10 protein-coding genes are annotated in these 14,440 nt (G+C 57.0%); 5 read left to right on the top strand and 5 right to left on the bottom strand.

Annotation, left to right across the window (positions count from 1 at the left end; translation table 11 throughout):
• The first annotated feature begins 6 nt into the window (after positions 1 to 6).
• The gene (locus OZX74_RS00270) at positions 7 to 1,038 is read left to right on the top strand and encodes a D-alanine--D-alanine ligase (protein ID WP_277156622.1); all 1,032 of its coding nucleotides are present in this window, start codon (positions 7 to 9) and stop codon (positions 1,036 to 1,038) included.
• A 300-nt stretch (positions 1,039 to 1,338) separates the two neighbouring features.
• Here the strand turns inward: OZX74_RS00270 and OZX74_RS00265 are convergent, their stop codons facing one another.
• Complete coding sequence (locus OZX74_RS00265) at positions 1,339 to 1,854, bottom strand: rhomboid family intramembrane serine protease (protein ID WP_277156621.1); 516 nt, start codon at positions 1,852 to 1,854, stop codon at positions 1,339 to 1,341.
• Positions 1,855 to 2,346: 492 nt separating this feature from the next.
• Here OZX74_RS00265 and OZX74_RS00260 point away from each other — a divergent pair, with 492 nt between their 5' ends.
• A complete protein-coding gene (locus OZX74_RS00260; protein WP_277156620.1) occupies positions 2,347 to 2,562 on the top strand; it encodes a hypothetical protein in 216 nt (71 codons plus the stop codon).
• A gap of 102 nt (positions 2,563 to 2,664) precedes the next feature.
• Positions 2,665 to 3,081: a sterol carrier family protein gene (locus OZX74_RS00255; protein WP_277156619.1), complete on the top strand. Its 417-nt coding sequence runs from the start codon at positions 2,665 to 2,667 to the stop codon at positions 3,079 to 3,081.
• A gap of 158 nt (positions 3,082 to 3,239) precedes the next feature.
• On the opposite strand, the gene OZX74_RS00250 is transcribed toward OZX74_RS00255, so the two are convergent.
• On the bottom strand, positions 3,240 to 3,656 hold the full coding sequence (locus OZX74_RS00250) for a DUF3073 domain-containing protein (protein WP_277156618.1): 417 nt from the start codon (positions 3,654 to 3,656) through the stop codon (positions 3,240 to 3,242).
• A 141-nt stretch (positions 3,657 to 3,797) separates the two neighbouring features.
• Here OZX74_RS00250 and trpS point away from each other — a divergent pair, with 141 nt between their 5' ends.
• Complete coding sequence (trpS, locus tag OZX74_RS00245; RefSeq protein WP_277156617.1) at positions 3,798 to 4,907, top strand: tryptophan--tRNA ligase; 1,110 nt, start codon at positions 3,798 to 3,800, stop codon at positions 4,905 to 4,907.
• A 198-nt stretch (positions 4,908 to 5,105) separates the two neighbouring features.
• On the opposite strand, the gene OZX74_RS00240 is transcribed toward trpS, so the two are convergent.
• A complete protein-coding gene (locus tag OZX74_RS00240) occupies positions 5,106 to 6,845 on the bottom strand; it encodes a threonine/serine exporter family protein (RefSeq protein WP_277157490.1) in 1,740 nt (579 codons plus the stop codon).
• A gap of 1,017 nt (positions 6,846 to 7,862) precedes the next feature.
• Between OZX74_RS00240 and OZX74_RS00235 the strand changes: the two genes are divergently transcribed.
• The gene (locus OZX74_RS00235) at positions 7,863 to 10,730 is read left to right on the top strand and encodes a phosphoenolpyruvate carboxylase (RefSeq protein WP_277156616.1); all 2,868 of its coding nucleotides are present in this window, start codon (positions 7,863 to 7,865) and stop codon (positions 10,728 to 10,730) included.
• A gap of 297 nt (positions 10,731 to 11,027) precedes the next feature.
• Here OZX74_RS00235 and OZX74_RS00230 read toward each other — a convergent pair whose 3' ends face one another.
• On the bottom strand, positions 11,028 to 12,218 hold the full coding sequence (locus tag OZX74_RS00230; RefSeq protein ID WP_277156615.1) for an ATP-binding protein: 1,191 nt from the start codon (positions 12,216 to 12,218) through the stop codon (positions 11,028 to 11,030).
• Positions 12,219 to 12,443: 225 nt separating this feature from the next.
• Positions 12,444 to 14,255, bottom strand: a complete 1,812-nt coding sequence (locus OZX74_RS00225; RefSeq protein ID WP_277156614.1) for an FAD-dependent oxidoreductase — start codon at positions 14,253 to 14,255, stop codon at positions 12,444 to 12,446.
• Between the last annotated feature and the right edge of the window lie 185 nt (positions 14,256 to 14,440).

Here is a 14,440-nt window from a genome sequence, read left to right as displayed (position 1 = left end):
GTAATTATGGCAAAGCATATCAAGGCCACAAAGCGTGCAACCACAACGAAAGACATTGCTCCCATCGACCGAGCGGCGACCAAGGTGCTCGTCATCTGTGGTGGCATGAGCCATGAGCGCGATGTCTCGCTCGCCAGCGGCCACCGCGTCTCCGGCTACCTCGAAAAGGCTGGCTGGAATGTTGCCACGCATGATATGGACAGCGAGCTGCTGCCCTACCTGAGCGACCCCAAGACCCGCCCCGACATCGTCTGGCCGCTGCTGCACGGCGCCAATGGCGAGGACGGCTCGATCCGCGACATCCTCGAGTTGGAGGGCCTGCCGTATATCGGTTCGCGTGCCAAGGCGTCGCGCACCGCCTGGAGCAAGCCCATCGCCAAGAACGTGGTGCGCAAACTCGGCGGACTTTCCACGCCCGTTTCGGTGGCGCTGCCCGAATCGATGTTCCGCGAGCTGGGTGCGAAGAAGGTGGTGGACCTGCTGGTCTCCTCGCTTAAGCTGCCGCTGTTCGTCAAGCCGACCCAAGGCGGATCGGCGATGGGCTGCACCCGCGTTGACAAGGCCTCCGAGCTGCCGCAAGCCATGGTCAACAGCTTCGCATATGGCGATGTTGCGCTGGTGGAGCAAGCCGTCACCGGTACCGAGATTTCCGTTTCCTTGCTGGAAATCGACGGGGAACCGCTCGTTCTGCCGCCGCTCGAAGTGGCCACGCCTGACGGCGATTACGATTACGAAGCCCGCGTGACCCCCGGCCCGACCGATTTCTACGTTCCCGCGCGCTTGCCCGAAGCCGTGCTCAAGGCGGCGCAGGAAGCGGCACTCACCGCGCACAACACTCTGAGTCTACGCGACATCTCCCGCACCGACTTCATCGTCGACGAGTCCGGCATCCCGCAGTTCCTCGAATCGAACGTGGCTCCCGGCATGACCGCGACCTCGCAGCTACCGCAAGCCGCCATCGCCGCCGGTTACAGTCTGTCCGATCTCTACTCGCAGCTGGTGGAGTCCGTCCTACGCCAGCATCGCGCCGATCAGTAAGAACCGTTCCCGTTTTCTCGCCGTCTGAGATAGCGGCCTTCTGTCGACAGACGCACTCCGCCTTCCGACGGGTGGTACACGTCGCAATGTGCAACTTGTTTCATGCAGGTTGCACATTTTTATGTATTACATAACTTATGCTCTACAATTGACACTTTTTACTTGCTCGCTCATGGACACTAAGTAAAAGGCACAATTAGTGGCTGCATTCGTGTCTTTTTAGTTGGCTTACCGTTTATCGCAAGTAAAAAAGACACAATTTCACCGGTAAACGGAACAAATCAGGAATAAAGCGATTCCTTACGGCATGTCCGGCAAATTAATCTGCGGAGTTTGCAACTCGAAGCGAATCAGCCACGACGGCGTCAGTACCACCGCCAACACGACCAGCAGCACGACGAGAACCGCACCGTAAACCAACATCCGTACCCACAACGGGCGGCGACGCAGTGCGGGAATCCCATCCAACAGCAACCAGCCCAGCACCAAGCCAATCACAAATCCGCCGATGTGCGCCTGCCACGCCACGTTCGGAATGAACAATGGCATCGCCAAGTCGAGGACGATCCAAATCACCATCCCACGAATATCCGCGTGCGTACGCTGGAAAACAAGCAGCACCACGCCGAAAAGCCCGAACAACGCGCCGGAAGCGCCGTATGCGGACGTGCCCCAATCGTGAGTGACATAGCTGTAGACCATCAGGCCATCAGAAGCGCCGAGCCCACAAATCAGATAAACCGCGAGGAAGCACCAGTGCCCAAGCAGCTTTTCCAAGTACGGCCCGATGATAATCAGCGTCAGCATGTTGCCCAAGACATGCAATACATTTGGGGAATGCATAAACATCGACGTGAACCACGTCCACGGCTTCACAACCGCCAAACCTGAAGCGAACGAGCCATTAAAAATCAGGGTATTGAACTGTTGCGGGAAGGGCATACTTGAACAGCACTTCCACAAGCCATACCGCTACGCATGCAACCACAATCGCCCACGTGACCACCGGCCCATTGGATCGCCACTCGTACCTCAGCCTTCGAAACCACCGTTGAATGTCGCCGCTCTGATTGGTCATTACTCCATTTTATCGATGACCATTCCCAACAGGCCATCTTCCCACACACCCCGATAGGGACATTGACCAACAAAACCTCACCAAGCAGCCAATCATATTTTGAATACCGCTGTTTAGGGATGCGAGAATTCTGATTTTTCACTTTTCCACCCAATTGTCACAGAACATCGGCTAGGATAGAAGCAACGTCGGCTTGGACGCACAGGTCGACACTTATGAAAGGAGCCGTCATGGAGAACAAGTCTTCTAACGGTTGGAAGTTCTTTGCACTGCTCTTCGGCGGTCTGCTCGCTGCAGTCGTCGGTCTGTACATGTACAAGCAGCAGAACCCCGACTATGATCCGTGGGAAGAGCCGTGGGAAAACAGCTCTTCACCAGTCGATTTGGGTCTTGATAAGGAAGCCGATCCGAAGCCCGAGCAGGGCCCGGAAACCGCTACCGCCTGATCTTTATTTATTTCATTATTCAAAGCCGCCGTATTGCTTTCGAGGTAGTGCGGCGGTTTTGTTATATCTGCTTCCGTCCACAACGCGAGGGACGATGGCGCTATGGCAGCGATACGGGAACAGGACATTTCGAAGGGCATGGCGGCGCTGGACGCGTGGCGCAAAGTGGCAGACGCACATCGCGGAGAACCGCTTGAGGCACGACTTGCGTTTTCGCCGGACGGCCTGCCGCGCAATACTTGGGCGATGGCCGTGCGCTATTCCCTGTACCTGCTGGAAAACAAGGCTCCTGGTCCCGGCGTCGAAGTGCGTGTGGCACCGTGGGGAGCAGTGAAGATTCTCGATGGGCCGAAGTCGGACCCGCACAATCTCACCCCGCCAGACGTCATCGAGCTCGACCCGGACGTGTGGCTGCGCTTGACTTGCGGGCTGACGAAGTGGGATGAAGAAAAGAACGCCGGCCACATCAGCGCGGTGGGCGAGCGCGATAATTTGAGCGCACTTCTACCACTGGATTAATACAACTCACGTACTTGATAAACACGCTTATCAAGTACGCAAATTCCGCTTATCAGTATGTCAATTCCGCTATTTAGCAACACCGTGTGTCAACTATTAAAAAGAGAGCTGTCAAGTCACCTTCACTTGACAGCTCTCAATACAAATAACTAAACCTGCTAGGCCTCGCTGGCCTTGGGCTTCGGCTTACGCAAAGCGCTGGGAATAGGCATGTGAATCGGCTTGTGCGGCTTCGGCATCGGCGCTTTCTTGGCGCTGGAAGCAGATTTCGCATTGTCACCGCTTGCCGCCTTTGCTGCGGCCTCGGCAGCCCACTTGGCGTAATCGTCCAAATCATCGTCGACAATCGGCGAATCCTCATGCCGGTCTACGTCTTGCTCGGCCGTATCTTCATGTCGCTTGCCGTGAGTCTTTGAATATTCCTTCTCGACTTCATCGAACGGATCTGCCGACCCGCTACCCGGTTCCTGCGCGCCAAGCTCCTTTGCCAGCTCGTCATAATCGGTATCGGTTGTCAAATACTTAAGCTTACGGGCCATTTTCTTTTGTTTAGCCTTTTGACGTCCGCGGCCCATTTGACCCCCTGAATAATTTTTAGTCGCAATTTAATCCATCAATATAGTAGGATACCACCCAATCTGTTACGTTTCATTGTCGGCTCAGACTTTTACCATAAAAACAAGATTTTCAAGGTTTCCAGACATTAAGGGCAGGTCATGGCGGACACACAAAACGACGCGAAAAAAGAACAGATCACTGCGGCGGGCAATGAGATAAGTGCAAGCTTTGTCGAGGCGAAAAAGCGTTCTGACGCGGTTTTGGCCAAGCTCGAGAAGGATCCAGGCAAGTTCACCATGCTCACCGGCGACCGACCGACCGGCCGTCTGCACCTCGGTCACTATTTCGGATCGATCCGCGAGCGTGTCGCGATGCAGAACAAGGGCGTGCACACCAACGTGCTCATCGCCGACTATCAGGTCATCACCGACCGCGACACCACCGAGCATATTCAGGAGAACACGCTGAACATGGTGCTTGACTATCTGGCCGCCGGCATCGACCCGAACAAGACCATGATCTTCGCGCATTCCGCGGTACCGAGCGAAAACCAGCTGATGCTGCCGTTCCTTTCGCTGGTCACCGAAGCCGAGCTGCTGCGCAATCCGACCGTCAAGTCCGAAGCCGAAGCGAGCGGCCACGCGCTGACCGGCCTGCTGCTGACCTATCCGGTCCATCAGGCCTGCGACATCCTCTTCTGCAAGGCCAACGTCGTGCCGATCGGCAAAGACAACCTGCCGCACGTTGAGATCACGCGCACCATCGCCCGCCGCTTCAACGAACGGTATGCCAAGAAGAACCCCGTCTTCCCCGAGCCGACGGCCATTCTCTCCGACGCCCCCGAGATTCCGGGCTTAGACGGCCGTAAGATGAGCAAGTCCTATGGCAATTCCATTATGCTCAGCGCCACTGCGGAGGAAACCGCCAAGCTCATTAAGAAGAGCCCGACCGATTCCGAACGCCGCATCACTTTCGACCCGGTCAAGCGTCCGCAGGTTTCGGCGCTGTTGACCACCGCCGGCCTGGTCACCAATCGCGACCCGAGGGACATTGCCGAGGAGATCGGCGACGCAGGCGCAGGGGCCTTGAAGCAGTACGTCACCAAGGCCGTCAACGAATTCCTCGCCCCGCACCGCGAGCGCCGCGAGGAGCTGGCGAAGGACATGGATTCGGTCCGCGACATCATCCACGACGGCAACAAGCGCGCCAACGAGATCGCCGAGGAGACGCTCGACCAGGTGCGCGACGCTATGGGCATGAAGTACTGATTCAGCGTATTGGTGACGCTTGGCATCCGCTTAGCGCCACCAACGTAACTAACGATTGCAAACTGTTGCAAATACGACGCTAAACCCTTAACTTGCGTCGCAAATGCAACAGTCCATTACGTTCTCATTGCTTTTGTGACGCATAAACGCCGATTTGCGTCACAAAAGCAGCACTTGTTGCCGACGAAACCTGAAATCTCACACGTCGTAGCGCCAGGACTTGTCGGTAATCACGCGGGCCATCGCCAGACCGATGGGCAGGCAGAGGATGACCATGAAGGCGCGGAAGGCCCAATCGAGCGCGTTGGCCGTGTCGAACTGGCCCAAGTAGAACATCGCGCGGTACATATAGAGGCCGGGCACCATGATGACGATCGACGGCACAGTCAAGCAGATGCGCGGATAGCCCAGATAAGGCGGCAGAAAGCCGTGGCGCACCGACGAGCGCCATACCGAGGCAAGCAGGCCGGCGAGCATCGCACCCAGAAACGCGGCGGCCTCCGGCGGCATACCGAAATCGACGATGGTCAGGCGCAAGGTATCGGTGATGGCGCCGATGATGGCCGCGGTGAAGCACATCCGCTGAGGCGAGTTGAACAGCACCGAGAATCCCCAGACACCGCCGAATGCGCAGATTGCACGCAAGCCGGCATTGACCCACGGGTTCAGGCCTAACGGCTCGAAGCCTTGCGGGCTCAGATGGACGATGGACGCGACCATCCAGCCTGCGAGTGTGGCCATGAGGATGAGCGCGAGCGTGTAGACCAAGCGTTGGATGCCGCTGGGAAGGTCCATTTTGGCGATATCAAGACCGCCGGTGATAAGCGGGAAACCGGGAATGACAAAGAGCATCGCGCCGATGTAGGCGGTATCGTGGCGCAGCGCCACCGGGTCGAAAACGCCGATGAGACGCAAGGTGCCCACACAGGCGAACGCAGCCACCGCAACCGCCACGAACGTGACGAAGAACTGGTTCAGGTGATAGATGAACATCCGCCGCCGCACCCAATGGCCAACGCCCGCGCCGACGAACGCGCCGATCATGTCGTAGGGGCCACCGCCGAGCAGGAAAACGAAGCATGCACATGCCACGGCGGAAGCGATCGCCGAGAACCACGGCGCGTAAAGCGGCTTGCGATGCTGGATGAGGCTTAGCCGTTCATGCGCCTGACGTACCGTGATGCCACGGCTGGACTTCGACTTGGCAGGCTGGGGCTTCTGACCTGCCGACGCCGTCGCAACCGAGGATTGGCCGGCCCTGACGCCATCGTGCTGTTCAGGCACATGATGAGTGCCATTCACGGGGCCTTGCTTCAGCGAAACGCCAGGCTCGTTCTGGCCAGCGGCGGTCTCGCGTTCGGCCGCGATATCCTCGCGTGTCTTGCCAATGTGCTCGAAATGCTCCGCATATTCGCCCTTCGGCGGCTGGAATCCGCGCTTTTTGGCACGTTTGATGGCCTTTTCGTGGACCCGTTTGCGTCGCTCGATCTCACGATGGGCTTTTTGCGTGGCACGCAGCATGGAACGTTGGGCGTCGGGGTTGTCGAGCTGTTGCACCATCTCTTGCGACACCGCGGTCTGCGCGTGGTAGGTGGTCGCCGGCGCGCCGATGTTGACGCTGAACCAATCGGCGAAATGCTCAAGCAGCCAGATACGCTCCGTATTGACTCCGGTCGTCGGCAAATCGACAACTTGCGTAATCCTGCTGACGCCATCGCTGCACGAGACCCCCATATCGGTGAGGTTGATGTTCGCCCGCACATGCACGCCAAGCGGATAGCCGATGCGGTGCATCAACTCGCGGATGCGGAAGCTTCCCGTGCCGGCGCGCAGGTCGAGCAGGCCCACACGAGCAATGATGCTCGCCTTCGCCGCAATGCCGGCGTCGACCACCGGCGTATCCCAGTCACGCTCGATATCGGCGGTGTCCAACGGCATATAATGCGTCAGCCGGTCGTGCACCTTGGCTGGGTCGCTGCGGGCTTTGTCCCCGGCCTCATCGCCGGCATCATCGCGGCTGCCTTCAATATCGTCAATGGAAGCCACCGCCCTGGCCACACGCCGGTATTCTTCGGAATCAGATTCGTTCAAATCGCCGAAAATATCTTCTAGCCCGGAATCACCCTTGTCTTCGACCTCGTCGCCGTTGCTGTTCACCGTTTTCTCAATATCCTCGGCCACCGCATCCAAACCGACTTCATCGTCCTTGTCGCCATCAATCGAGTTTGCATTTTTCATCGACATAAAATCGGCTTCCCCCATCGCCTTTCGGCATCTTCTCACATCTTTTCAGGCGTCTCTCGCACCCAGTGCCAATAGCCCGAGTTCTCTACGTTCAAGCTTCATTGGAATCTAACAGATGTTGACAAATCACAAAAATTTTGGCATATCCTGATACATCATTTCTAGCACTCTGCCTCTAACTTATTCGCAACATCAATGCATAACAATCATGATTTGAACGATTTAAATTTTATTTCCCATCAGAAGTTAGCAATTTTTGAAACCAGCTTAATATCGTTGATTTAAAGCCTAATTCATGCCCTCGCAGCATTGCATCTTACATTTTGCGCCATTTTGATTGAGCATTTTGCACCACACTTGATGGGACATTACGAAGTCTTACCGATTCTAGACCGCCAACTCTGGAAATAAAAATGGTCCAACTCTGGAAACGAAATCTCAAAACCCTGATATAACCACGAAACGACCAGGCCCTGCTTTTGCGCCGCAAAAACCAAAACCAATACAAATGTCCTAATGACGCAACCAATTCGTCCGGCATATGGCCATTGTCGAGTTCCTATTACATAAATGTCGATTAGGTCACCCTACAATCAAAGCGTACTCGCCAAGCAATGGCTTTGGGTTCGCAACAGATGGCACCACAACTGCGGAGGAGCCGCGGAATGCCGACAGACCGAACAACCGGAACTTGGTTTGAAGGAGGTCTGAATGGCTACAAGTACCAAAAACAACAAGCCAGCCAACAATCAACCGATCACGCAGCCTGATGCCGCACTGTTCACTTCCGGAGTCGGGACCAAAGGCCCCGAGGAACGTGATCTTCCCCAGTCGCTCAAAGACGACCTTGCACTCTGCCTTGAGATTTTGCGCACCGTGCTGGGGGAGTACGACAAGAATCTGCTTTCCACGTTCGACACCGTACGCGACTACGCCGTCAAGGCGAGTGCCGAACACTACGCGGAAACCATCGGCAAGGAAAAGCCCAAGGAAGACAACCTCGAAAAAGCCGAAAAGGTCATCGACGCCCTGAATGTCCACGAAGCGCAACTGCTCGCGCGAGCGCTCACCACCTACTTCCATCTGGCGAATCTCTGCGAGGAGAATTACCGCGTTTCGGTGCTTCACAAGCGCGAGGCGAATGTGGGCGAAGACGCGGCGACCGATCCCGTCAACGAACTGACCGGCGCCTACCATCAGCTCATCGGCGAAATGGGCCCGGCAAAGGCCAAGGAGCTTCTGAACAAACTCGAGTTCCACCCTGTCTTCACCGCCCACCCCACCGAAGCGCGTCGCAAGGCCGTCGAAGGAAAGATCCGCAGAATCGCTACGCTTTTGGGCGCCGGCAAGCTGCTGGGCGGGTCCGACAAGAAGGAAAACTACCGTCGTCTGTATAACGAGATTGACGCGCTCTTCCGCACCTCGCCGATCGGCGCCAAGAAGCCGACACCCGTCGAGGAAGCCGACACCATCATCGACATTTTCGACAACACGCTTTTCGAAACCATTCCACAGGTCTATCGCCGTTTCGACGATTGGATCCTTGGCGACCAGGCCGGAATCTCGGAGCCGCAATGCCCCGCATTCTTCCATCCCGGTTCCTGGATCGGCACCGATCGCGACGGCAACCCGAACGTCACCGCCAAGGTCAGCCGCGCCGTGGCCCGCAAGTTCAGCGACCACGCCATCGAAGCGCTGGAAAAGGCGACCCGCACCGCCGGCACGAACCTGACGATGGAAGCCGTCACAACACCCCCGAGCGACGAACTCGTCAATCTTTGGAGTCACCAGAAGGAAATGAGCGAGCGCCTGACCGACAAGGCCGCCTCCACTTCCTCGCACGAGCTGCATCGCGCGGTCATGCTGGTCATGGCCGACCGCTTGCATTACACTATTGTGCGCGACGCCGACCTGATGTACAAGAACTGCGATGACTTCATCGCCGACCTCAAGATCGTGCAGCGTTCGCTGGCGGCTGCCGGCGACAAGCGCGCGGCTTACGGTCCGGTGCAGGACGTCATCTGGAAGGCGCAGACCTTCGGATTCCACCTCGTCGAGACGGAGTTCCGCCAGCATTCACTCGTCCATTCCCGCGCCCTGGAGGATATCCGCGAGCACGGCCTGCATGGCGAACGCGGCGAACTGCAGCCGATGACCCACGAGGTGCTCGACACCTTCCGCGCACTCGGCGCCATCCAGAAGCGCAACGGCCAGAAGGCCGCCCGCCGCTACATCATCTCGTTCACCAAGTCCGCGCAGAACATCCGCGACGTCTACGAGCTCAACCGCATGGCATTCTCGAACCCCGAGGATGTGCCGACCATCGACGTCATCCCGCTGTTCGAACAGCTGCAGGATCTGCGCAACTGCGTCGACGTACTTGACGAAATGATCAAGATCCCCGAGGTGCAGGCCCGCCTGAAGGCCACCGGCGGCAAGCTCGAGGTCATGCTTGGCTACTCGGATTCTTCCAAGGACGCCGGCCCCACCACCGCTACGCTCGCGCTGCATTCGGCGCAATGGCGCATCGCGCAATGGGCCAAGGAGCACGATATCGACCTGACGCTCTTCCACGGGCGCGGCGGCGCTGTCGGTCGTGGCGGCGGCCCAGCGAACCGTGCGGTGCTTGCGCAGCCAGCCGGTTCCGTCAACTGCCGCTTCAAGCTCACCGAACAGGGCGAGAGCATTTTCGCTCGCTACGGCAATCAGGCGCTGGCCATCCGCCACGTCGAGTCCGTGGCTGCGGCGACGCTTCTGCAATCCGCCCCGAGCGTTGAGAAGCGCACCACTGAGATGACCGAGAAGTACGCGCCGATGACGCAGAAGCTCGACGAATCCGCGCACAAGCGCTTCCTTGACCTGCTCAATACGCCTGATTTCACACCTTGGTTCTCCACGGTGACCCCGCTGACCGAAATCGGCCTGCTGCCGATCGGCTCACGCCCGGCCAAGCGCGGTCTCGGCGCCAAGTCGCTCGATGACCTTCGCACGATTCCGTGGGTCTTCTCCTGGGCCCAGGCACGCATCAACCTGGCCGCCTGGTACGGCCTCGGCTCGGCATGCGAGGAGTTCGGCGACCTTGAGACCCTGCGCGGCGCCTACAAGGAGCTGCCGATGTTCTCCACGTTCATCGACAACATCGAGATGTCGCTGGCCAAGACCGACGAACGCATCGCCAAGATGTATCTGGCGCTGGGCGACCGCGATGACCTGCGCGACAAGGTCCTGAACGAAATGGAGCTCACCCGCAAGTGGGTACTCGCCATCGTCGGCGACGATTGGCCGCTGCAGCACCGTCATGTGCTCGGCCAGGCCGTGCGCGTGCGTTCGCCGTACGTCGACATCCTTTCCGTCATCCAGGTGCTTGCCCTGCGCAGCCAGCGTGAACTGCAGAAGAAGCAGGACGCCGAGGCCGCCAAGGCGAAGGCCAACGGCAAGGCCGCTGCCGATGCGAGCGCCGTTGCGCCCAAGAAGACGGACAACGAGGAGCTGGCCCGCGACCAACAGCGCGGAGGCTTCACCTACCTCATCCTCTGCACGGTTTCCGGAGTAGCCGCCGGCCTGCAGAACACCGGCTGATTCGCAGCCGATAAGCGGTAAAACGAAGCCTCGCCGGCAATCCCGATTTTTAAGGATTCCGGCGAGGCTTCGTCGTATTTACTCGAAATTGATGAATAGAAAGACAATCCATCTGTTTTAAAGTACAAAAACTACCAAAATCGACATTGATGATCCTTTTCTTTGAGACCTCTGTCAGAACCAGCTATCAAAACCAGTGAAAATGTGTAAGTAAACGACCTCAACAGCAGTGAAAGTGTGCAGTAAATAGCTTAAAAGTGCTGTGAAAGCGTGTACGCAACCGTAACTTGTGATGTTTCACACCACAAGCTGAGCGACATCGTCAAGCGTAAGAAGACGGCCGAAACGGGTGTTGAGGGCCTGGTCGCCGCCGTAGACAACGATGCGCCGATCGGTGGGCAGGCCAATGGTTTCACCCAGTTCATCGACCCTTGTAAAGGCGTGCAAATCATAAGTGGCAGAAGCCTTGACCTCTACTAGGTACTGGACTTCACCGCCCTTTTCGATAATCAGGTCAACTTCCTTCTGGTTGGTGTCGCGCCAAAAATAAAGAGTCGGCTTGCGGCCATGCACATAATATTCCTTGGCGACTGCATTGATCACCGTATTCTCAAACAGAGGCCCGCGGTACTTGCTCAAAGCAAGGCTTTCCGGCGACTCAATACCCAACAGGTAAGCGGCCAATCCAGTGTCGTAAAAGTACAGTTTCGGGGTCTTGACCAAGCGCTTGCCGTAATTTTTATAATACGGATAGAGCCGATAGACGATGAAACTGGATTCCAGCACGGAAAGCCATTCTTCCACGGTTTTCCTGTCGATTTCGCAGGCTTTGGCCAGCGCAGTGTAATTGAGAAGTTCGCCGTCACGCACTGCACATTGCACCAAAAAATTCTCGAACGCCGCCAGTTTGCGCACGCCTAGCTCGGCACGGACGTCACGCTCAAGGTAAGTGTTGATATAGTTCGGGAAATAATCGGCTGGCTTGATTTTGGAATCGTAAAGCCGGGGATATCCGCCTCGCCACATCCATTCGTCCATTGCCCCAGTGTCTCTGCCCGCGGCCTTGAGTTCGGCACGGGAGAACGGCATGAGATACAGCAACGCTACGCGGCCGGCAAGGGATTGCGAAATCGACTTCATCAACAGGAAATTCTGTGAACCGGAGAGAATGAACTGCCCCGGCTCCTGATGACGCTCGTCGACAATACCCTGAAGATACGAGAACAGTTCCGGCACCCTCTGAGCTTCGTCGAAAATGACGTGGTTACTGTATTGGCCGAAAAACGTTTCAGGATCGGTTTCGGCAAGCGCCCGTACTTTCGGATTTTCGAGTGAAACGTAGACGTAATCGCTGAATACTTCGCGCAGCAAAGTGGTTTTACCGGTCTGCCGGGCACCGGTAAGCGAAATGACAGGAAACTGCCCAGCCAGCTCCCGCATTTTTGTCGTGATTCTTCGAGGAACCATCTTCGTATTGACTGTACTCATAATCGGCCTATTCCCAACGATTATCACTGTCTATTCCACAATTAACATAAGGTCTATTACCCAATTAACATAAACTCTACTCCACAATTAACATAAAGTCTATTCCACAATTAACATAGGAGCTACCACCCAATTAACATAAACCCTACTCCACAATTAACATAAAAGACCTCCACCGGAATCATCCGGGGAGGCCTTGAGAAGAGGGACTCGGCGCCTTACGCTCTAAGCCTCGTTAATGAGATCGAGCATTTGCGGGACCGACTTCTTGCCGAACTCGACCTTTTGAGCGGTCGTGCCGTCGGCAGCGGTCTTGTTGACGACGATGCAGGGCACGCTCATCGCACCGTACCGCTTCTGCAGCTCGGGGAAATGCGAGATGTCGTATGCTTCGGCCCGCACCTTCGGGTTATCGGCGGCAATGCGCTGCGCGGAAAGCACCGTGGTCGGGCACATCGTGCAAGTCAGCGAGACGAGGACCATCACATCGGCAGAACCGCCGTCAGAGCCCAACGTATCGATGCGCTGCTGGGTATCGTTGTCAACGGACTGACCGGGGCCGGCCGCGTTGTACAGCGCTAGAACGAACGAGTTGAACTCATGGCCGCTGGGGACGCCGTGGAACGCAAGTCCGGTAGGTTGCGGCTTGCCGTCGTCTCCCACCTTGCACAGGCGAACGCAGGGACGGGCCATCGGCATCACTGCTTCGACGTCGAACTTGGCGCGGCCTTCGGCGTCCTCTTCGCCTTCACCAGGCTCGGAAGCCACGACGGAAGTAAGCTTGCCCCCGCTTAAGTCAACCAACTCGTCGATGAAGCCTTTGAGCTCCTGCGAAAGCTTGGTTTTGTCAAGCGAAAGCTCAAGCACCAGCGGCCGGCTCATGCGGCCGAAGACCACATCGAGCTGTTTGCGAATGGCGTCGTCAAAGAACCCGGAGGTCTTGACCGGTCCGGCGGCCTGAGCGCCGGTAGCATCGGAAGCGGCGGCCGGAGCCGGGGAAGTACCGGAATTGGCGGCTTTCCTCGCTTGCTCGGCTTCACGTCGTTCGTAATTCGAGCTAGTCGGGCGAGGCGGCACAAGGCCGGTCTTCTCGCTGAGGTCCTTGGCATAACGCTCAAGCTCCACACCTGCAACGGCACCGTCGGAAACGGCGGTGACCACCTGACGCAGGTTCTTCTCGCGCAGATCGCCGGCGGCATACACCCCGGCGGCGGAGGTTTCGAGATAATCGTGCGTGATGACATACCCGTAGTCGTCAAGGTCGATGACGCCTTTGAGAATCTCGGTTTGCGGCACATACCCCGCAAAGACGAAAACACCGAAGTTCTTGCTCTTGGTCGGTTTCCATTCGATGTCCTCACCGGTTTTGCGGTTGTGGAACACGGCGCTGACCAGACCGCCTTCACCGGCGGAAACCGACTTCATCTCGGTGTTGAAGTGAATTTCGATGTTGGGATCGTTCTTGGCCTCGTTGGAAACGGAGGCGTCGCAAGTGAAATCGTCATCGCGCGCCAGAATGGTGACCTTGCTGGCGTATTTGGTGAGGAATACGGATTCCTCGGCCGCGGAGAAGCCGCCGCCAACGACGATGACTTCCATATCGTTGAAGAATTCGCCGTCGCATGTCGCACAATAGGAAATGCCGCGACCAGCGTACTCGGCCTCACCCTGGAAGCCGATTTTGCGCGGATTTGCGCCGGTAGCTACGAGAATACCGAACGTTTTGAGGTCGCCGCGGTTGGTATGCACGGTCTTGATATCGCCTTTAACGTCAAGTCCGGTGGCATCGGCTGCCATGAATTCGGCACCGAAATCCTCGGCTTGCTGACGCATGGTTTCGGTCAATGACCGGCCGTCCGTCTTGGCGATGCCAGGATAGTTGACCACTTCATTGGTGATGTTGATCTGGCCACCGTACTCTTCCTTCTCAAGAATGAGCACACGGTACCGTGCACGCGCAAGATAAAGACCAGCAGTCAGGCCAGCCGGGCCCCCGCCGATCACCACTACATCGTACAAATCGTCTTGCTGCTTCATAATTTCCTTTATATCAGTACCTGCATCCGCACATCGGCGCAATCCCCATACGGACTTCGTGCGCCGCTACCGTCGCATATCATCGCGCCGGCGTTACAAAATGGCGGAACCTGTAATTTTGCGTCATATTTTGGCCTGTACTTTCTCAGAGGCCCAAATATGACGCAACCCAAAAATGCAGGCAA

Source organism: Bifidobacterium sp. ESL0798 (genome assembly GCF_029395415.1).
Taxonomy (GTDB): Bacteria; Actinomycetota; Actinomycetes; order Actinomycetales; family Bifidobacteriaceae; genus Bifidobacterium.
Note: the sequence above shows the minus strand (reverse complement) of the source record. Positions and strands in the feature narration are given on the sequence as shown.